14 protein-coding genes and 2 pseudogenes are annotated in these 19400 nt (G+C 63.1%); 4 read left to right on the top strand and 12 right to left on the bottom strand.

Annotation, left to right across the window (positions count from 1 at the left end):
* The first annotated feature begins 257 nt into the window (after positions 1-257).
* Positions 258-1988, top strand: a complete 1731-nt coding sequence (locus tag JQ572_RS10035; protein WP_211382842.1) for a methyl-accepting chemotaxis protein — start codon at positions 258-260, stop codon at positions 1986-1988.
* Positions 1989-2195: 207 nt separating this feature from the next.
* On the opposite strand, the gene JQ572_RS10030 is transcribed toward JQ572_RS10035, so the two are convergent.
* From JQ572_RS10030 to JQ572_RS10010, 6 genes are all read right to left on the bottom strand, one after another.
* Positions 2196-3194 carry a SphA family protein gene (locus JQ572_RS10030; protein ID WP_249128942.1) on the bottom strand — a complete coding sequence of 333 codons (999 nt, stop codon included), beginning with the start codon at positions 3192-3194 and terminating at the stop codon, positions 2196-2198.
* Positions 3195-3328: 134 nt separating this feature from the next.
* Positions 3329-5839: an arylsulfatase gene (locus JQ572_RS10025; RefSeq protein WP_211382840.1), complete on the bottom strand. Its 2511-nt coding sequence runs from the start codon at positions 5837-5839 to the stop codon at positions 3329-3331.
* Positions 5840-6117: 278 nt separating this feature from the next.
* Complete coding sequence (locus tag JQ572_RS35045; RefSeq protein ID WP_249128941.1) at positions 6118-6357, bottom strand: hypothetical protein; 240 nt, start codon at positions 6355-6357, stop codon at positions 6118-6120.
* A gap of 112 nt (positions 6358-6469) precedes the next feature.
* The gene (locus tag JQ572_RS10020) at positions 6470-6829 is read right to left on the bottom strand and encodes a hypothetical protein (RefSeq protein WP_211382839.1); all 360 of its coding nucleotides are present in this window, start codon (positions 6827-6829) and stop codon (positions 6470-6472) included.
* A gap of 35 nt (positions 6830-6864) precedes the next feature.
* Positions 6865-7008 carry a hypothetical protein gene (locus JQ572_RS10015; RefSeq protein ID WP_211382838.1) on the bottom strand — a complete coding sequence of 48 codons (144 nt, stop codon included), beginning with the start codon at positions 7006-7008 and terminating at the stop codon, positions 6865-6867.
* Between the two features lie 85 nt (positions 7009-7093).
* The gene (locus tag JQ572_RS10010; protein WP_211382837.1) at positions 7094-9595 is read right to left on the bottom strand and encodes an arylsulfatase; all 2502 of its coding nucleotides are present in this window, start codon (positions 9593-9595) and stop codon (positions 7094-7096) included.
* Positions 9596-9771: 176 nt separating this feature from the next.
* Between JQ572_RS10010 and JQ572_RS10005 the strand changes: the two genes are divergently transcribed.
* Together JQ572_RS10005 and JQ572_RS10000 are read left to right on the top strand one after the other, a co-directional pair.
* Entirely contained in the window at positions 9772-10140 is a 369-nt protein-coding gene (locus JQ572_RS10005) for a hypothetical protein (RefSeq protein ID WP_211382836.1), read from the top strand.
* 56 nt (positions 10141-10196) lie between these two features.
* Positions 10197-12752 (top strand): tetratricopeptide repeat protein, encoded by a 2556-nt coding sequence (locus JQ572_RS10000; protein ID WP_249128940.1) that lies wholly within the window; start codon positions 10197-10199, stop codon positions 12750-12752.
* Positions 12753-12796: 44 nt separating this feature from the next.
* Here JQ572_RS10000 and JQ572_RS09995 read toward each other — a convergent pair whose 3' ends face one another.
* Positions 12797-13759: an alpha/beta fold hydrolase gene (locus tag JQ572_RS09995; protein WP_211383530.1), complete on the bottom strand. Its 963-nt coding sequence runs from the start codon at positions 13757-13759 to the stop codon at positions 12797-12799.
* Positions 13760-14118: 359 nt separating this feature from the next.
* Here JQ572_RS09995 and JQ572_RS09990 point away from each other — a divergent pair, with 359 nt between their 5' ends.
* The gene (locus JQ572_RS09990) at positions 14119-14298 is read left to right on the top strand and encodes a hypothetical protein (protein WP_211382835.1); all 180 of its coding nucleotides are present in this window, start codon (positions 14119-14121) and stop codon (positions 14296-14298) included.
* Between the two features lie 32 nt (positions 14299-14330).
* Here JQ572_RS09990 and JQ572_RS09985 read toward each other — a convergent pair whose 3' ends face one another.
* From JQ572_RS09985 to JQ572_RS09965, 5 genes and pseudogenes are all read right to left on the bottom strand, one after another.
* The gene (locus JQ572_RS09985) at positions 14331-15548 is read right to left on the bottom strand and encodes an acyl-CoA dehydrogenase family protein (protein WP_211382834.1); all 1218 of its coding nucleotides are present in this window, start codon (positions 15546-15548) and stop codon (positions 14331-14333) included.
* 228 nt (positions 15549-15776) lie between these two features.
* Positions 15777-15992 (bottom strand): annotated as a pseudogene (locus JQ572_RS09980) (ABC transporter substrate-binding protein); the annotation flags it as partial.
* 110 nt (positions 15993-16102) lie between these two features.
* The gene (locus tag JQ572_RS09975) at positions 16103-16678 is read right to left on the bottom strand and encodes an HdeD family acid-resistance protein (protein ID WP_211382833.1); all 576 of its coding nucleotides are present in this window, start codon (positions 16676-16678) and stop codon (positions 16103-16105) included.
* Positions 16679-16802: 124 nt separating this feature from the next.
* A complete protein-coding gene (locus JQ572_RS09970; RefSeq protein WP_211382832.1) occupies positions 16803-18326 on the bottom strand; it encodes an FAD-dependent oxidoreductase in 1524 nt (507 codons plus the stop codon).
* 79 nt (positions 18327-18405) lie between these two features.
* Positions 18406-19304 (bottom strand): annotated as a pseudogene (locus tag JQ572_RS09965) (alpha/beta fold hydrolase).
* Positions 19305-19400 lie beyond the last annotated feature (96 nt).

Below are 19400 nucleotides of genomic sequence, written 5' to 3'. Positions count from 1 at the left end.
CATCAGGGAATACGCGCTTGGCGGCCCCGGTGCACGCCGATGTTTGGGGCATCCCGCCCGTCCCTCGGCGGCCAATTGCTGGAAACGGACAACACTGCTCCAAATGGCTGAGATAGCACGACTTTCCTTCGGCCCGCAGCAGGCGCCGCGGACCGGCCCGTTAACGCTGTGTCCATCTTCCTTCTGCATAGTTTTGCATAGATTTTTACAAGACCGCGCTTTCCGGCCGCTCCCGGCCATTCGGACTCCTGAAAACCATGACAACCGACCAATCTGGGAATGCCGCCGGCCTGTCGGGCCGCTTCACGCTTGCGACCAAGCTCTACGCGATCTTCGCGCTGTTCGCGCTGCTGACGGCGGCGATCGCGATGCTGTCCAATTACAACAGCCGCCGCGGCGCCGAGCTGACCAGCGCGATCGAGACGGCGAACGCCGCCGCGCTGAACGTCGAGCGGGTCAACTCGCTGGTCTACGCGGTCGTGATGGAATCGCGCGGCGTCTACATGTCGACCGAGCCCGCCGTCGTGAAGAAATTCGGCGACGGCCTGCTCAAGTTCAACGCACAGATCCTCGGCGTCGTGAAGCGCTGGGAGACCATCGTCAAGGCCGACGATGCCGAGCAGTTCGCCACCTTCAAGAAGCGCATCGAGCAGTTCGTCGAGTTCCGCAAGGAGCTGGTACGCCGCGGCGTCGAGATCAACGCGGCCGCGGGCCGCGAATGGGGCGACAACGACGCCAATCGCGCCGTCCGCTCGGCACTGAACAAGGATCTCGAGGCGCTGTCCAAGGTCTATACCGAGCGCGCGAGGCAAATCGCGCATGAGACCGAGACCAATCGCATTCTGTCCTTTGTCCTGACCTGCCTCGCCGGCGTGGCGCTCGTCCTCGTCGTGATCGGCATCGTCATCATCGCCCGCTCGATCGCCCGCCCCCTCTCGGCCATCACCGCGACCATCAAGCAGGTCGCCGACGGCGCCGAGAACGTCGTGGTGCCGCACAGCCACCGCGCCGACGAGATCGGCGCGCTGGCCCGCGCCATCCAGATCTTCCAGGACGCGATGGGGCGCAACCGCAACCTCGCCTCGCAGGTCTCGCAGGACTCCGCCGCGCGCGAGGAGCGCGCCCGCCACATCGAACAATCCGTCGAGCAGTTTCGCGATGCGATCGGCGCGGTCATGCGCGGCCTCGCCGACAACGCCTCGACCATGCGCGAGACCGCGCAGACCATCACGCGCGTCACCGCGGACGCAAGCAGCCGCGCCGGCACGGCGGCGAACGCCACCGAGCAGGCCTCCCACAACGTCACGGCGGTGGCGGGCGCGGCCGAGGAGCTGTCGGCGTCGGTGGTTGAGATCGGCCGGCAGGTGCGGCAGAGCGCCAGCGCGGTCGAGCAGACCGGCCAGCGCACCGAGAAATCGATCGCCGAGATCGAGAGCCTTGCCGCGGCCACGCAGCGCATCGACGGCGTGCTCGGCCTGATCCAGGCCATCGCCGAGCAAACCAATCTGCTCGCGCTCAACGCCACGATCGAGGCTGCGCGCGCCGGCGATGCCGGCCGCGGCTTCGCCGTCGTCGCTCATGAAGTGAAGGCGCTCGCCGGCCAGACCGCCAAGGCGACGGCCGAGATCGGCGAGAACGTCGGCCAGATCCAGGCCTCCACCCGCAATGCGGTCGACGCCGTGCGCGAGATCGGCGGCGCGGTCCGCGAGATCAACGACGTCACCTCGGCGATCGCCGGCGCCGTCGGCCAGCAGGACGCCGCCACCCGCGAGATCTCCTCCAACGCGCAATCGGCCGCGCAGGGCAACGAGACGCTCGTGGCGAACATCACCTCGCTGCGCGACGCCATCGGCGAGACCGACACGGCGGCATCCTCGGTGCTGACGGCGGCAAGCAGCCTGACCGCGACGGCGGACACGCTGTCGCGCGAGGTGGAGAAGTTCTTCCAGAACCTGCGGTCGGATTCCCGCGCCGCCAAGGCGGGATAGCAGCGCGTTCACTGCTGCGAAGCCGGCGGCAGGCACGCTGCAGGCAAGAAACGCGAAAACAACCCCATGCACAGTAGCCGGGTGCAGCGATCTCAATGGCTTGGCTGCCGGCGCGGAATCTGCGGATTTTACGAATTAAATTTGACACGTCGGGCAAAACACCGGCATGATGTCATCATGGCGGAGTAGACGTCGCCGGACAGACCTCTACTTCCGCATCAGGTGCTTGGTTGGCGTCACCGTGCTGGCGGGCACCGCCTCCGAGATCGAAAACGTCAGCCAGGTATTCCAACCCGAAGGTCGGTTGGCAGCGTCGAACTCGCCGTATCCCTTCAGGCCAAGAAAGGCCTGATTGCTCCCGATCGGAAAGATATAACCGATCTGCGGACCGACACCGAGGACGCGCGAACGGAAGCCACCGAGTACAGCTGGCTGGCCGAAATCGTCGGTGACCTGCTGATAGGCGTAGCCGACGAATCCGGCAAACACCTGCTTTGACAGGAACTGCGACACGCCCCAGTCGAGATGGAAATCGACGCCGCTCTGGTACTGCGTATCGGGGTTCTTGAAATTGTAGGTGAAGCCGGCAACGCCGGAGAATTCCGTACCGGTCGCTGGGTTCAGATAAGTGTAGCCGCCGCCGAGATCGATGGCGCCATGACCGATGCCGATATTCGCGAGCCGGTTCGGGTTGTAGTCGCCCACCGGAATGTCGCCCGCGGCATAGACCATGGTGTTGTGGACGCCGTTGTTCCACTTCAGCTTCAACGTCGGGTAGAGGTCGCCATAGGAGACCAGCGCGTCTTCGAGAAACCCGTTACGCGTGGTTACGATCGGCCCCGCCGCGGCCGTCAAGGTGCCGGCAAGGCTCGCGGAATTTCTGCCGTAAACGCTGGCAAGCGTCGCCGACAACTGGCCGCCGAGGACCGGCGTCGCAAACGTGTAGGTCGGCGCGATGAACATCAGATCGGCCTGGCCGCCGAGCGCCAGGTTGAGATCGATGTTGACCGTCGGAGAGAAGCGCCCGACCTGGAATTCCCGCGACGCTGCGGCTGCGCCGGACGCGTTCACGCTCGTATGATAGTAGATCGCTGCGATCGACCAGCCTGGCGTGGCGGGCGTTGCGGCGAGGCTGCCGTATAAACCGGGCAGCCAGAACGAGATGCCGCTTTCGTCCGCGCGGGATACCTGAGGCAAGAATGCCATACCCGCGGTTGCTGCCAAAAGGCAGATCCAGTTGGACCTTTCTCGAGCCATCCGCTCCTCCCAAACATCCCGTCACGCAAGGCGTTGCACTCGGACTGTTTCTTCAGCCCTGAAGTCTTGCACCGAGGCCGCAATCAATCGGCCTTTATCTTCGCGTTCATCGCCGCCTCCAGCTTCTTGACGTCGGCGGGCGACAGTTGCGGCCGATCCACCTTGACCGTCAGCTTGTTGAGCTTGGCGGTGAGCGTAAACGGCGGCGTGTAGTCGGCGTCGTTGACGCCGGTCAGGGTGTCGGAGCCGATGTCGAAGCTTTCGTCCCATTGCAGGATCATGGGCAGCGTCTTCGGCATCCGCTTGGTCGCGACCTCCTTGCCGTCCACCTTCAAGGTACCGGTGCCGGGTTGGCCGAGGCCGCTGAAGTTGTTGTACTGAAGCGTACCAACCCCGATTCCCTCATACTTGAAGTCGAATTCGACGGTGTGCCGACCCGGCGATAGCGCGTCCGCGCCTTCCCACTTAATGCGTTCCAGATCGACCATATTCCAAAGGAATACAGGCTTGCCCTTCAGCAGGTAGAAGCCGTAGCCAGCGAACCGTCCACCTGACGTGAGGATCATGCCCTCGGCGCCGCCATCGGGCACCTCGATATCGGCAGTGATCGTGTAGGACGTGTTCAGAAGCAGCGGCGAATCGCCCTGTGGCAGACCCACCATCGGTCGCTTGTAGACGAACTCGCTGCGTCCGGCGGTGATATTGGGCCGCGGCGCAATGACTCGAGCCGCCACAGAGGCATCCATCGGGAACACCTGGTACTTCCTGGCCTCGGCGATGAACTTCTGCTTCATCTCCTTGACCTTCTCCGGGTTCTTCGCCGCAAGATCGTCGGTCTGGCTGAAATCCTGGTTCAGGTTGAAGAGTTCAAGCTTCTGATTGTTCAGGGGATCGGTGTTGGCGGGACCGAATGCTTCCCAGGGCGCGCGGTTGACCTTGGTGCTCAAGAACCAGCCGTCGTCGTACAGCGCCCACTGACCCATCATTTCGAAATACTGCGTCTTGTGCCGCGTCGGCACCTTGGCGTTCTTGGCGTCGAAAGTGTAGGCGAAGCTGATACCCTCGATCGGCTTCTGCTTGATGCCGTCGACGACGTCAGGGGCACTGATGCCCGCGGCTTCCAATATGGTGGGCACGACATCGATGACGTGAACGAACTGCTCGCGCAGGCCGCCCTTGTCCTTGATCCGCGCCGGCCACGACACCACCATGTTCTGGTTGATGCCGCCGAGCGCCGAGGCGTTCTGCTTGAACCAGCGGAACGGTGCATCGAACGCCCAGGACCAGCCGGCGGACATGTGGTTGTAGGTCAGGTCGGTGCCCCAGACATCGTAGAACTTCATCTGCACGTCGATCGGCAACTCGCTGAGACCGTTGAAGAAGGCGACCTCGTTCGGTGTGCCCATCGGGCCACCCTCGGCACTGGTGCCGTTGTCGCCGTTGATATAGATGATCAGCGTGTTATCGAGCCTGCCGAGATCGTCGAAGCCCTTGATGACGCGCCCGATCTCATGGTCGCTATAGGCAGCGTAGGCGGCGAAGATTTCAGCCTGTCGAATGAACAGCTTCTTTTCATCTGCGCTCAGCTGGTCCCATTCCTTCAGGACATCCTTCGGCCATGGCGCCAGCTTGGTGTCCATTGGAATCACGCCGAGCCGCTTCTGGTTGTCGAAGATGCGCTCGCGCACCTTGTTCCAGCCTTCGTCGAACAGCTTCAACTTGCTGATCTTGTCGACCCACTCCTTCGTCGGGTGATGCGGCGCGTGCGTGGCACCGGGCGCATACTTGATGAAGATGGGCTTGTCCGGCTGGATCTGGTGCATTCGCGTCATGTAGTCGATGGCATCGTCGGCCATCGCCGTCACCAGGTTCCAGCTTCCCGCCTCCTTGCCCTCGAACGGATAAATCTGGGTCGTGTTGCGGAACAGGTTCGGCTGCCATTGATTGGCGTCGCCACCGATGAAGCCATAGAAGTATTCGAATCCCATGCCGTTTGGCCACTTGTCGAAGGGCCCGGCCTGGCTGGCCGCGAAGGCCGGCACATTGTGGTCCTTGCCGAACCACGACGTCGCGTAGCCGTTGTCGAGCAGGATACGGCCGATCGTGGCCTTGTCCTTCTCGAGAATGCTGTTGTAGCCGGGGTAGCCTGTCGATTGCTCCGAAATGACGCCGAAGCCCGCGGAATGATGATTGCGCCCGGTGATCAAGGCTGCCCGCGTCGGCGAGCACAGCGCGGTGGAGAACGTCCGGTTATAGCGCAAGCCCTCGCTCGCAAGACGATCCATCGTCGGGGTCGGGATCACGCCGCCGAAAGTGCTGGGGACGCCGAAGCCAGCGTCATCGGTAATGATGAGCAATACGTTGGGCGCACCCTTCGGCGGCACGACCCGCGGGGCCCACCACGGCTTCGACTGCAGTGAATCATCCTTGATGACGCCGCCGAATTTCGGGTCGGGCGGCGGGAGTTGCTTTCCAATGATGGTGGAGCTGGCGCTGGGAGAACCGAGGACGCCATTGACCTGCTGAGCGGGCGCAGAAACCGAAACCAGCAACGCGGCGCCTGAGACGATCAAGGCGGACAAATGCGCTTTCATGAAGACACTCCCTGGCGTTGCTGCGATCGGCAACCTTGAGAAAACGTGCGACTCATTCCGCGCCAAAAAAAGCTGCATCCGCCGCCGTTGCGGGCGGCACGCGATTGACCAACATCACTGGTCACGTCTTCAATTTCCGACTCGAACTTCGCCATTTGGCCCCCCTTCCAAAGTTGAAAACAATGTCAGCGAAGCGACACCACGAGAACTAGAGCGCCAGGATAATCGTCATTGGCTTCTTCTGCTCTGTGTGGCGAATATCGATGAAAAGAATTCAGTTAGCGCCTGCCAACGCGATTGACCGGGCCGCCTCGATTCATCGGCGTTCCGGCGACGCCGACGCCGGGCGCTGCGACGGCGCGTGCCACTGGCCGGGGCCGCAGGACGACGCCGGCTCGGGCGACGCATCCGACGGGATATTCGACATACTGGCAGTAAACTATCGCGGCCGCTTTTTCAGTGCTCATGGCAACGAAGCCAGCGACGAGAAGCGCCGACATTGCGATCGACATTTTCATCTCATTTCCCTCCCTTGTTTGGTTCCGACGCTATGCTCAATCGCGCCCCTCACATTGATATGGATCATGCGTCGCGGTCGGAGCGTCGTGTACCGGCTCCGCTCGCCAATCGTCAGGCTCCTCCGGCCGTGATCCGCTCTGCAGCCAGCAGACCCGTGAAGAGCAAGTGCAGAGCAACAGCGGGCCAGAGCAGCGCACCGACCAACTGTCCCGCCAGGCCGATACAGCCAAGATAGACGGTCGCGAGCAGATTGTAGGTGAGCATGGCTTTCGCGACGGGTCGCGCGGAGGGGGGCGGCCAGGACGTCAACGCAAAGCCCAGCAGTGCAATGCCCGTGAGTCTGCCGAGCGCCTGGCCTGGCTCGGACAATTCGGTTCCGAAAATCAGCCGCCCGAACAGCCCCGGTCCGATCAGCAGGATCAACCCCGTAGCGGCGATTTCAACTGCGACGGCTGTGGTAACCCACTTCATCACATTTTACCTCAGGGCAACCTGCAACGCACTCGTCAGCGCACTCCCTTCCCAACGGTTACATCAATCGTGAGATTGAATTGGCCGAGCGGGCTCGGCAGAAAGGCGCTTGCGCCGAATGCGAGCGCACCAACGCAAGGCCGACACAGCAATGCGCCGGGGTCGTCCTTCGTGGTCATCGAAGTCTCCTATCGATCAAGACGGCCAATTGGTCATTCCAGGTCGTGGACGGTGCCGGCGGAGAGCCGCCGACGGCCCTCCACGTCATTTCGCCTTCCCCACCGATGGGGCGGACCCTACTGGTTGGTCGGCCGCTGCTGCCTTCGCCTCCTGCTCCGGTGTGAAGGGTTCGAGCTTGAAGGTCAGCTTGTCGATCTTTCCGGTGAACTTGAACGGAGGCTCGTAGCGATACTCGACCATTGCGACGCCGGTGCGCGTGTCCAGGCCGACGTCAAAGGTTTCGTCCTCCGGGAAGGTGACAGGGATGGTGTGCTCCATCGAATTCCTGGCCACTTCCTTTCCGTCCACAGAGAGGGCACCCGTCCCGCCTTTTCCCAAACCCGGACCGTCGGATTTGAAATCGAAGACGATGGTGTGCTTGCCGGCTGCCAGCTCCGGGCCTTCCCAGATCGTGCGCTTGAGGTCGAGCAGGTTGTAGAGGAACACCACCTTGCCGCGGTCGATACCAAAGTCGCCCTTGCTCAGAAACAGGCCGTAACCGCCAAAGCGCCCGCCTTCCGTGACGATCATGCCCTCGGCACCGCCGTCGGGAATCGTCACCTCGGCGGTGATGGTGTAGGACTTGCCCAGGATGCTCGGAGCCGCACTTGCGGGCACGCCACTCAGTTCGCCCGAATAGGTGAACAGCGTCCGTCCCGCCGTGAGGCTCGGTCGCGGCGTATTCCAACGGGCGAGCGACGAGTTGTCGAGCGGCAGCACGTTATATTTGGCGGCCTCCGAATAGAAGAGAGCCTGCATCTGCTTGAGCTTGTCCGGCATTTTGGCCGCCAGGTCGCTGGACTGGGTCGGGTCCTGGTCGACGTTGTAGAGCTCCCAGCTGTAGCCGCTGATCACATCCGGCGGCGTGGCCGAGCTGAGCTCCCAGGGGAGCGTCGCCGGCGTCGTCGCCGCCACCCACCCGTCCTGGTAGATCGCCCGATTGCCGAGCATTTCGAAATATTGCGTCGTGTGCCTGGTCGGGGCGTTGGCGTTTGCCTTGTCCCACGTGTACGTCATGCTGCCCCCCTCGATCGGGATCTGCTTGATGCCGTTGATCGTGTCGGGTTGCGGAATGCCGGTTGCATCGAGGATGGTCGGCACGATGTCAATCACGTGATGGAACTGGCGGCGGATACCGCCCAAATCGTTGATGTGGCCGGGCCAGGACATGACCATGCCCTGCGATGTGCCGCCGAAGTGCGATGGCACCTGCTTGACCCACTTGAATGGCGTGTCCAGCGCCCAGGCCCACGGTGCCGCAAAGTGCGGGAATGTCCGTTCCGATCCCCAGAACGGATACCAGAGGAACTGATCCTTGACCGGCACGGGAATGCCATTGAATGTCGTGAACTCGTTCGGTGTGCCGTTGAGCATACCTTCGGCGCTCGCGCCGTTGTCGCCGCCGATATAGATAATCAAGGTGTTGTCGAGCTCGCCGAGGTCTTCGACGGCCTGGATAACCCGTCCGATCTCATGGTCGGCGTAGGCGAGGTAAGCGCCGTAAACATCAGCTTGCTTGATGAAGAGCTTCTTCTCTTCGAGGCTGAGGGTATCCCACTGCGGCAGCTCTTTCGGCCATGGCGTCAGATCGGCGTTCTCGGGCATGATGCCCAATCGCTTCTGGTTGGCGAAGATGGTCTCACGCACTTTGTTCCATCCGTCGTCGAACAGGTGCATGTCGCTGATCTTCTTGATCCACTCGGGCGTTGGATGATGGGGCGCGTGGGTTGCCCCCGGGACGTAGTAAACGAAGAACGGCTTGTCCGGTGCGATCTCCTTGAGCTGCTTCATGTACTGGATCGCGTCGTCCGCCATCGCCGTCTCGAGATTCCACTTGGGGTTACCCTCGAACGGATAGATGGCCGTCGTGTTGCGGAACAGGTTCGGCTGCCACTGGCTGGCGTCACCGCCGACAAAGCCGTAGAAATAATCGAACCCCATGCCGTTGGGCCATTGAGTGAATGGTCCGGCCTGGCTCGACTGGTAAGAAGGTGTGTTGTGGTTCTTGCCGAACCATGAGGTCGCGTACCCGTTCGCCTTCAGGACCGTACCGACCGTGCCTTTCTCGATTGGGATGATCGAGTCGTACCCCGGGAATCCCGTCGCGATTTCGCCGACCACTCCGAAGCCTACCGAATGATGGTTGCGTCCCGTGATGAGTGCCGCCCGCGTCGGTGAGCAGAGTGCAGTCGAGTGAAAATTCGTGAAGCGCAAACCGGCTTTTGCGATGCGATCCATGGCAGGCGTCGGGATAACGCCGCCGAACGTGCCCGGCGCACCGAAACCCTGGTCGTCCGTCATGATCAACAGCACGTTCGGTGCGCCCTTCGGCGGCACCACGCGTGGGGCCCACCAGGGCTTCGACTCCGAGGCTTTCTCCTTGATCACGCCACCGAATTTCGGATCTGGCGGCGGGAGCTGCTTGCCGTCGATCGTGGTGGTGGCGCCGGCCGAACCGGGGGTGCCGGTAACCTGCTGAGCCGATGCCGTGCCAAAATTCAGGGCGATCAGACATGCACCCGCGAGTGCGCTGCAAATTGCTTTCATGGCGAACTCCCGGTGGGATGGTACGCACTGGAAACCGCCAGCCTCTCGGCATCGAGCAGGTCTCGCGTTGATCCATGTCAACGTACTCCGGCGGGAGGCCTCGATCTCCCAACGTCAGACTGCGCTGAAGATCAGCAGTTGAATTCCACGAGAAGCCGTTCACGGGGAGCTTCCCAATGAAGATCGCGCTGCCATCGATGGCAATGCTTGGAAGTCAACTGGTGATCCCCATCGGCGATCGCGTGCCCCAGCTCGATGTCGAAGCGACATGCAAGGCGACGGTGGCAACCGGCAAGGCGATGGGGCTGAAACTTTCCCAGAGCTTCGATGATTGCCTGCGCGACGAGAGCGCCGCTCAGCAGCAACTCGGCACCATCTGGTTCTCGAATTCGGCCGAACTCAAGAACAGATGCGAAGGCGAGGCGACTGCGGGTGGGAGCGACGGTTACGTCGACCTGCTCACCTGCATACAGATGGCCGATTGGGCAAAATCGTCTTCGACCGCGCCCAAGCTGAGAGGCGCGAGCAAGAACCGCAACAAATAGGTCCCCATCACCGCTCCTACTGGCCGGCTGCACTTGACTTGATGGAAGTCGAGCCGATGATGCGCAAATCGCCCGATCGAGGCTCGCTCGATTGTGGTTGGGCGATTTCAGCGCTGAGGGGCGATCCGTTGGCACGCAAGCGACGGAAATCCGGCAGCAAGGCCATGCCACGGAGGGATTCCGCGGACGGCATTCCCCAAGTTATGTCCGCACGGGAGCCCGCCAACCGCAATGTGGAAGCCGCATCGCTGTCGAAGCGTCGGCTCTGGGCGATGGCCTCGATCATGGGGATCGCCGTCTTTGCCTTTGGTCTCGCCTTTCAGCTCCTCAATCGCAGCCCGTCGGCGCCGACGGCGCGGCCCTCGTCCGCGGTAAGCTTCGTCGGCAGCGAGACTTGCGCTGGCTGCCACCAAGCCGAAGCAAAGCTGTGGAATTCCTCGCAGCACAAGGCGGCGATGCAGCACGCCACCGACAAGACCGTGCTCGGGAATTTCGACGACGCGGGCTTCGACTATTATGGCGTAAGGTCCCGCTTCTTCCGCAAGGACGGCAGGTTCTTGGTCGAGACCGATGGCGCCGACGGCAAGCTTGCCGTGTTCGAGGTGAAGTACACATTCGGCGTCGATCCGCTGCAACAATACCTTGTGGAATTTCCCGACGGCCGCGTTCAGGCGTTGTCGCTCGCGTGGGACAGCCGGCCGGCAGAGAGGGGCGGCCAGCGCTGGTTTCATCTCTCACCCAATGAAGAGATCAGGCACGACGATATCCTTCATTGGACGAAACTGAACCAGAACTGGAATTTCATGTGCGCGGAATGCCACTCGACCGGCCTGCGCAAGAACTACGATGCCGAGGCCGATCGCTTCGCGACGCGTTGGGCGGAAATCAGTGTCGGATGCGAGGGCTGTCATGGGCAAGGCTCGCGCCACACCGCCTGGGCGCGCGAGCAGCAGAGCTGGTGGCCCTTTGGCCGCCGCGAAGACGACAGCAAGGGCTTGCTGGTGCGTTTTGACGAACGCCGGGGCGTCACTTGGCCGATCGATCCAAGGAGGGGAAATGCCCAACGCTCCGCGGCACCGGCAACGTTGCGCAAGGAAGTCGAGACCTGCGGCCTCTGCCACGCGCGGCGGGAGGCATTCCATGAAGACTGGATACCCGGACAGTCGTTGTCGCAGACCCATGCGGTCGAAGCGCTGGCGCGTCACACCTATTACGCCGACGGTCAGATCCGCGATGTCGAGGAGCCATATAACTATACGCCGTTCAAGCAGGGCAAGATGTTTGCGGCCGGCGTTACCTGTAGCGACTGCCACGAGCCGCATAGCGCAAGACTGCGCAGCCCGGGCGAGGGCGTTTGCCTGCAATGCCACGCAGGGGACAAGTATGCCGATGTGCAGCATCGCCACCATGCAGGTGTCGATCCGGCGCCGACTTGCATGTCGTGCCATATGCAGCAGCGAACCTACATGGTGGTCGACACCAGGCATGACCACACCTTTCGAGTTCCGAGGCCTGACCTTTCCGCCGCACTGGCAACGCCGAACGCTTGCAACGACTGTCACCGCGACAAACCGTCCCAATGGGCGGCCAAGGCGATCGAGGAATGGTTCGGGCCTGCCCGAAAGGGTTTTCAGACCTTTGGGCCGGCGTTTGATGCCGCCCGCACCGATCGAGCCGATGCCGCCGCGCTTCTTTCCGGTCTTGCGTCGGATCGCCAAGCGCCGGCGGTGGCGCGCGCCAGCGCGCTCGGCGAACTTGCCTCGCGCGTGACTCCCGCCAATATCGCAACAGCCCGCATCGCCCTCGCCGATCCCGATCCGATGGTGCGGATCGGCGCGCTCGACATGCTGGAGAGCGTGCCCGCCGATCAGGCCTGGCCGTTCGCATCCCGGCTGTTATCCGACCCCGTCCGCGGCGTTCGCATCAGGGCTGCTTCGCTGCTGGCCGCCCTGCCAACCGCAAGCCAGCCTCCACAGGACCGCGCGTCTTTTGATCAAGCGGCGGCCGAGTTCATCGCTGCCCAGCATGCCAATGCCGAGCGGCCCGAGGCGCACATCTCGCTCGGGAATTTCCTGGCACAGCGTAGACTGATGCAGGCGGCCGAAACCGAATACCAGGCCGCCATCAGGCTCAGCCCGACAAATGCGGCGGCAGCAACAAACCTGGCCGACCTCTATCGGCAAACCAGCCGGGACGACAAAGGCGAAGCCACCCTTCGTACCGCGATTGCGGCTTCGCCACGCGATGCAGCTCTTCATCATGCACTCGGGCTGGCCCTCACGAGGTTGAGGCGTGCGCAGGACGCGCTCGTTGAATTGCGTCGAGCGACGGAACTCGAGCCGGACCTGCCGCGCTATGCCTATGTCTATGCCATCGCCCTGCATTCCGGCGGCCGGCCAGACGACGCCATGACGGTCTTGAGGGAAGCGTTGCGCGACCATCCGAACAATCGCGAGATCCTTCAAGCCCTCGTCTCATTCAGTCGGATGGCCGGAGACAGAACGGCGGCGATCGGCTACGCAGAGCGGCTTGCGATCCTCGAGCCGGAAGATCGTGACCTTGCAAAGCTGATTCTCGATCTGCGGGACGCTGCCAAGTCTCGGCAGCCTTGACCGCTTCGGATCAGCGTCACCGATGCGGATGAAGCGCTTGCCGGTCATTTCCCGTCGAGGAAAGCGCGCACCTTGCTCACGGTCTGCGCCGGCTGCTCTTCCATGATCCAATGTCCGGAGCCGGTGATGATGCCGCCGTCGACCTTGGTGCCGACCTCGCGCATGATCGCCGCTTGCTGATTGCCAAAGGACTTTTCGGCGCCAAGGGCAAGGATCGGCATGTTCAGCTTGGTACCGGCAAAAACCTTGTTGTCGGTGGCGTCCTTCCCGAATGCGGCGAACTGCTCGAAGGCGTAATGCATGTTGCCGGGCCGAGCGTAAAGTTTCGCATAATGGTTGCGAGTCGCTTCGTCGATGGCCTTGGGATCGGCCGACAGCTCGTTGTAGAACCGGTCGAGATAGATGCGCTCGCGGCCCTTGACCAGGCGATCGACGTCAGGGCCGCGGAAATTGAAATGCCATAGCATGGGGCTTTTCAGGATTTCGTCCCAGGGCCCGATGCCGGGCAGCGGTGCGTCGATGACGACCCATTTGGTGATGCGATCGGAAAACTGCGCCGCGAGCGCATAGCCCACCATGTTGCCGATGTCGTGAGTCACCAGATCGGCCTTCTGGACATTGAGCTTGTCCATGACCATGGCGATGTCGACGCCCTGGTTTTTCTTGTCGTAACCGCCTGCGGCCTGGGACGACAGCCCCATACCGCGCAGGTCTGGAACGATCACGGTGTGGTCCTTGTAAAGGGCCTTGGCAAGCGGGGCCCACATATCGCCTGTGTCTGCGAAGCCGTGCAGGAGTACGACCGCCGGTCCACGTCCGCCAACGCGGACATGCAGGGTGACGCCGTTGACAGAAATGCGCTCGATTCTGAAATCCGCGGGAAAGGGCTCGACTGCCGCGAGCGCGGATCGGCCGCTACAGATGATCAGGATCGCCAGGATGGAGGCGAAAATTGCCGCGATGGACCGCGCGCCGGAAGTCCGGCTGCTCGGGGCGAAACTGTACATTGTTGACCTGCTCGCTGATGTGCCGAGCGCAACAACGTCGGCAGAGACGCACCAAATAACCCGGTCCACCAAAGCATACCACGCTACCTTTTGACCAGATGCGAGCACCAATTTTTGCACGGCCTTGTCAATGGCCGTCCTGACCCCTCTCGAGATCGGCGGGGTGAATATTCCTGGACAGTATTTCGAAGGTAATCTTCCGCTCGTCCTTGGGAACCTCCCAGAGGCCGCGCCGCGATCGGGCTCGGTCGCGTTCTGAACATAAAGCCGGAGCACATTGACCTCATCACCGTCCGTTATTGGCTATTATCGGTGACAGAGAGTGCTGCATGCTCCCGCCTCATCAAGGAGCATTGGTTATGTCAAACTATAAAGCCTACCTTATCTCTCCGGACGGTCACCATATTAAAGCTGTCGACCTTGATTGCGTCGACGATGACGCGGCCAAGAGACGCGCTGAGCAGCTGACGGACTTCAGTCAGGTCGAGCTGTGGGAACACGCCCGCAGAGTTGCGAAGTTTGGCAGCAAATCTGACTGAAGACCCCAACCTGGCCTCTTCCCTTGGCAGCACTACCCCGCCATCACCCCGCCGCGCTTGATCAGCTCCTTGCCGACGGCGGCGAGATGCACCTGATCCGGGCCATCGCCGATGCGGATGAAGCGGGCATAGACGTAGGCGCGGGCAAGGAACGTATCCTGCGAGACGCCGGCGGCGCCGTGGATCTGGATGGCGCGGTCGATGACGCGGGCGGCCATGCCGGGTACCACGATCTTGGCGGCGGCGATCAGGTCGCGCGCGGCCTTGTTGCCTTCGCGGTCCATTCTGTCGGCGGCCTGCAGCGTCAAGAGCCGCGCCTGCGCGATCTCGCAGAAGGAGTTTGCGATGTCCTCGCGCACCGAGCCCTGCTCGGCGAGCGGCTTGCCGAAGGCGACACGGGAGACCGACCGCCGGCACATCAATTCCAGCGCGCGCTGGGCGCAGCCGATCAGCCGCATGCAATGGTGGATGCGGCCGGGGCCGAGCCGGCCTTGCGCGATCTCGAAGCCGCGGCCCTCGCCGAGCAGGATGTTCTCCGCGGGCACGCGGACGTTGTCGTAGACGATCTCGGGGTGTCCGGCCGGCGCGTCGTCATAGCCGTAGGTGAGCATGTCGCGGACGATGCGCACGCCGGGCGTCGCCTTCGGCACCAGGATCATGGATTGCTGGCGATGGCGGTCGGGATCGTCGGGCGCGGTCTTGCCCATCACGATCAGGATCTCGCAATCCTCGTTCATCGCGCCTGACGTGAACCATTTGCGCCCATTGATGACGTAGTCGGCGCCGTCGCGCCTGATCTCGCACTGGATGTTGGTGGCATCGCTGGAAGCGACCTGCGGCTCCGTCATCGAGAAGCCGGAGCGGATGCGGCCCTCCAGCAATGGCTTCAGCCAGCGATCCTGCTGCGCCTTGGTGCCGTAATTTGCGAGCACCTCCATGTTGCCGACGTCGGGCGCCGAGCAGTTGAACACCTCGGGCGCCCAGAGGATGCGGCCCATGATCTCCTTCACCGGCGCATATTCGAGGTTGGTCAGCCCGGGACCGTGTTCGCCGGAGAGAAACAGGTTCCAGAGCCCCTGCTCGCGCGCCAGGCGTTTCAGGTCCTGCAGCAATGGCGGCGTCTTGTAACGAGACGCTTCAGGCTTCACCTGCTCGTAATAGAGCTCCTCGACCGGCTCGACATGCGTGCGCATGAACTGGTGGACGCGTTCCTGCAGCTCGAGCGAACGGGCGGAGTGTTGAAAGTCCATTTTTGCTCTCCTGTGCGCCGAGGGTGATCGCGCTTTGCTTTCCGTGGTAGGTGGAGCGCACGCCTCGCCCTTCAAGACGACCGCTCCGCGGTCTCCTCAGGGTGAGGCTAAGCGGCATGCGCGCCTGTTGAGCCTGCCGCTGCGCATTCCGCCCTCATCCTGAGGAGCCCGCGAAAGCGGGCGTCTCGAAGGATGCGCCGTCATCAACCGCGACAGCCGACCGCACCATCACGTCCCGCCCAACAGCTCGCTTGCCACGATCCAGTCGTTGCCGTCGAACTGCAGCATATAGCCGTCCTTGATCGGGCGGAAATCCTGCGGGGTGGTGTTGAGCGTGATGCCGGGCATCAGCAGCGACAGCGGCACACTCTTCAGATTGGCGGCCTGCGCCATGATGTTCCCGCGCGTCAGATTGTCCTTGCACTGCTTGAGCAGGACCACCAATGGCGTCTCCCCGGTGATGATCGTCCGCGCGGCAGACACGCGGCGTGCTGCTTTTGTCAGCGCGTCAGATCAGCGGAGTTCCGCAAAATGGTCTTGCGTCGAGTTGCTGGTCAGTGGCGCCGCTTCAGGCTGAAGCCCAGGCTGACCCAGCCCGCACCCGCCATGATCAGGTCGATGCCGAGAAACAGGCCGAGAATGTAGACGCTGTTGACCGGCCAGCGCGCCATGATCAACAGGCCGAGCAGCAGGGTGATCGCACCCGACAGCGCCACCCACACCCACGGGCTTTCGCGCTTCATGCTGAAAGCGAGAAACAATCTCACGGCGCCCGAGGCGAGCAGCGAGGCACCCAGGAACAGCGTCAGCAACACTGCCGCGAACAGCGGATTCTCGAAGGTCAGGAAGCCTGCGATGACATAGAGCACGCCGAGCAACGCCCAGATCACGAATTTGCCCCAGCTCTTCATCTGGAACGCGCCGATGATCTCGGCGATGCCGGCGACGATCATCATCGCGCCGACCACGATCACACTCGCCACCGTTGCCATCACCACGCTGCCGAGCGCGACGAAACCCGCGATGAGATAGACGACGCCGAGAGCGACGATCCAGCCCCATTTGGCATGCAGCGCCGCGATGCCAGAGCCCAGGCTGGAATGATGGGACGTATCCGAAGCACTCGTCATGGCGGCCACTCCTGCATGCGAAGCCCGCCCGCCCACGATAGCACGGGCCGCGCCGGGACAACAGCCAGCAGAGCAGCCCCCGCCTGCAGCAACATTGACGCAAATCAAGGTCGAATACGGCGCCTCAGGCGCGCGACCGCTCCATGTCGAGCTCGGCCTTGAGATTGTCGAGATCGCGATAGATCGACGCGACCGCCAGCACGCGTCCACCCTTGCGGTACTTCAGCAGGCAGTCCTTGCCGGCAATGCTGCCGTCGACCGCGATGTCGTCAAAGCTCTCGGCGTGGCCGACATAGTTGATCGGCACGTCGTAATGCTGCGACCAGAAGAACGGCACGGCGTCGAAGCGCTCGCGCTTGCCGAGCATGTTGCGTGCCGCGGACTGGCCTTGCCGCTCCGCCACCACCCAGTGCTCGACACGGATGTTCTGCCCGGAATGCGGATCGGGCCAGCGCGCGATGTCGCCGGCGGCGAAGATGCCCGACACGCTGGTTTCGAGATATTCATTCACGCACACGCCGCGATCGGTCGCAATCCCGGCCTGCTCGGCCAGTGCAAGGCGCGGCTTGACGCCGATGCCGACCACGACGAGTTCGGCCTCGATCACGGCGCCGCTCTTCAGCTTCGCGCGCGTGCCGTCGAGCTTCTCCACCGTGTCCCTGAGATGGAAATTGACGCCGTTTTCCTCATGGAGGGCGCGAATGAAGTCACCCATGTCGGAGCCGAGAATGCGCTGCATAGGCCGCTCGTCGGGAGCGACCACGTGCACCTCGAGCTTGCGGGCCCGCAAGGAGGCCGCGACTTCGAGGCCGATGAAGCTGGCGCCGATCACCAGCGCGCGCTTCGCGCTGCCCGCCGCGCTGATGATGGCACGGCTGTCGGCGACGGACCGCAAGGTGTGGATGTGCGGCTGGTCGGCACCCGGAATTTGCAATTTGACCGGCTCGGCGCCGGTCGCCAGCAACAGCCGGTCGAACGGCAATCCGTCGCCGTTGCCCACCGTCACGCTGCGTGCGTTCGGATCGACGGCTGAAACGTTGGTGTTGAGCACGAGGTCGATGCCGGCATCCCGATAGTCATCCTCGCTTCGCAACGGCAGCCAGTCTTCCGGCGCGTTGCCGGCGAGATAGTCCTTGGAGAGGTTCGGCCGGTCGACCGGCATCGCACCGTCATTGCTCAGCATGGTGATGGCGCCGGCAAAGCCCTCGCGCCGGAGCGTCTCGGCCGCCGCAAAGCCCGCCGCGCCGCCGCCGACGATGACGAATCTTTCCGGCGTCGGCGCCGTGCGGTGAGGCGCCGAGGGTTTCGGCATCTCGCGCTTGCGCTGGACCAAAATCCTGTCCCGATCCCGCGTCACCTCCCAGACCGCCAGCGCGCTCAGCGCCGGCGGGCGGGTGGCCTCGCCGGTGCGCAGGGAGAAGCAGGCGTGATGCCAGGGGCAGCGGATGGTTTCGCCCACCACCAGGCCTTCGGCGAGCGGGCCGTGGTAATGGCTGCAGGCGGGCTCGATCGCAAAGATCTCGCTGCCCGCCTGCACCAGCAGCACATCCTCGTCGCCGACATGGCCAAGCAGCTTGCCGTCCTTGAATCCGGTCAGCGGCACACCTTTGGTCAGGTCGGGCCCGCTCGGCTTGCTGTCCTGGCTCATGGTCATCTCCCTCGCAGCTCACGCTCAGCTCAGGATTCGGACGGCGTTGTCAGCGAAAAGTTCCCACGATCGGCGAAAATCAGGATGGTTCGGCCGCAGCCTTCCGTCCATCAAGCACGGCCTGCGCCCATTCGGCCGGCCGCTCCTGCGGCAGATTGTGGCCCGCGCCCGTGAACACGCGCCGCTCGAAAAAGCCTTCGAACTTGCGCGCATGGTGGGCGGTGCCGGGATTGACGCCGTCGCTGTCGCCGTCGATCGCGATGGTCGGAACGCGGATCGGCGGCTGCGCGGCGAGCTTCGCCTCGATCGCCGCATAGGCCGGATCGCCCGCGACCAGCGCGTAGCGGTGGCGGTAGGAGTGGATCACGACATCGACGAAATCAGGATTGTCGAACGACATTGCACTTGTCTCGAACGTCGCGTCGTCGAATGCCCATGTCGGCGACCACATCGCCCAGAGCTGGCGCGCGAAGCCGCCCCGGTTGCGCTCCAGCGCGCGGCGGCCGCGCTCATTGTGGAAGAGATATTGATACCAGAGCGCCGCCTCTTCCGGCGGCGAGGCCGGCTCCATCGATCGGGCGATGTTCTGGATGTTGTAGGAATTGCCGGAGACGAGGGCGATCACCCGCTCCGGATACAGCGCCGAGACCACGCAGGCCGCGCGCCCGCCCCAGTCATAACCGCCGACGACCGCGCGCGCGATGTGAAGCGCATCCATGAAAGCGAGGAGATCGGCACCGAGCGCCGCCTGCTCGCCGGAGCGCAACGTCTGCGCGGAACGAAACCGTGTCGGCCCGTAGCCGCGCAGCCAGGGCACCAGCACCCGCGCGCCGGCTTGCCCAATCATCGGCGCGGTCTCGGCAAAGGCGTTCGCATCGTAGGGAAAGCCGTGACCCATGATGCAGGCCAGCCCTCCGGTGCGCCGTATTCGCGATAGGCGATGTCGAGGACGTCGGTGCTAACTGATTTTTCTCGCATGCCGCGCACCTGGTTGACCGCGCCAGCATAAAGGCAACGATGGCGGTGATCCATCCCCTCGCGATTTTCGTTTTGCCTGCAATCGAATGAATCGCG

The sequence above is a fragment of the Bradyrhizobium sp. SZCCT0153 genome (assembly GCF_018129995.1).
Taxonomy (GTDB): Bacteria; Pseudomonadota; Alphaproteobacteria; order Rhizobiales; family Xanthobacteraceae; genus Bradyrhizobium; species Bradyrhizobium japonicum_G.
This window is presented reverse-complemented; position numbering and strand designations above follow the sequence as displayed.

Excerpts from the sequence above, each read along its gene's own strand:
- JQ572_RS10035 (WP_211382842.1), top strand. The coding sequence starts at position 258 with ATGACAACCGACCAATCTGGGAATGCCGCCGGCCTGTCGGGCCGCTTC.
- JQ572_RS10030 (WP_249128942.1), bottom strand. The coding sequence starts at position 3,194 with ATGGCATTCTTGCCTCAGGTATCCCGCGCGGACGAAAGCGGCATCTCG.
- JQ572_RS10025 (WP_211382840.1), bottom strand. The coding sequence starts at position 5,839 with ATGAAAGCGCATTTGTCCGCCTTGATCGTCTCAGGCGCCGCGTTGCTG.
- JQ572_RS35045 (WP_249128941.1), bottom strand. The coding sequence starts at position 6,357 with ATGAAAATGTCGATCGCAATGTCGGCGCTTCTCGTCGCTGGCTTCGTT.
- JQ572_RS10020 (WP_211382839.1), bottom strand. The coding sequence starts at position 6,829 with ATGAAGTGGGTTACCACAGCCGTCGCAGTTGAAATCGCCGCTACGGGG.
- JQ572_RS10015 (WP_211382838.1), bottom strand. The coding sequence starts at position 7,008 with ATGACCACGAAGGACGACCCCGGCGCATTGCTGTGTCGGCCTTGCGTT.
- JQ572_RS10010 (WP_211382837.1), bottom strand. The coding sequence starts at position 9,595 with ATGAAAGCAATTTGCAGCGCACTCGCGGGTGCATGTCTGATCGCCCTG.
- JQ572_RS10005 (WP_211382836.1), top strand. The coding sequence starts at position 9,772 with ATGAAGATCGCGCTGCCATCGATGGCAATGCTTGGAAGTCAACTGGTG.
- JQ572_RS10000 (WP_249128940.1), top strand. The coding sequence starts at position 10,197 with ATGATGCGCAAATCGCCCGATCGAGGCTCGCTCGATTGTGGTTGGGCG.
- JQ572_RS09995 (WP_211383530.1), bottom strand. The coding sequence starts at position 13,759 with ATGTACAGTTTCGCCCCGAGCAGCCGGACTTCCGGCGCGCGGTCCATC.
- JQ572_RS09990 (WP_211382835.1), top strand. The coding sequence starts at position 14,119 with ATGTCAAACTATAAAGCCTACCTTATCTCTCCGGACGGTCACCATATT.
- JQ572_RS09985 (WP_211382834.1), bottom strand. The coding sequence starts at position 15,548 with ATGGACTTTCAACACTCCGCCCGTTCGCTCGAGCTGCAGGAACGCGTC.
- JQ572_RS09975 (WP_211382833.1), bottom strand. The coding sequence starts at position 16,678 with ATGACGAGTGCTTCGGATACGTCCCATCATTCCAGCCTGGGCTCTGGC.
- JQ572_RS09970 (WP_211382832.1), bottom strand. The coding sequence starts at position 18,326 with ATGAGCCAGGACAGCAAGCCGAGCGGGCCCGACCTGACCAAAGGTGTG.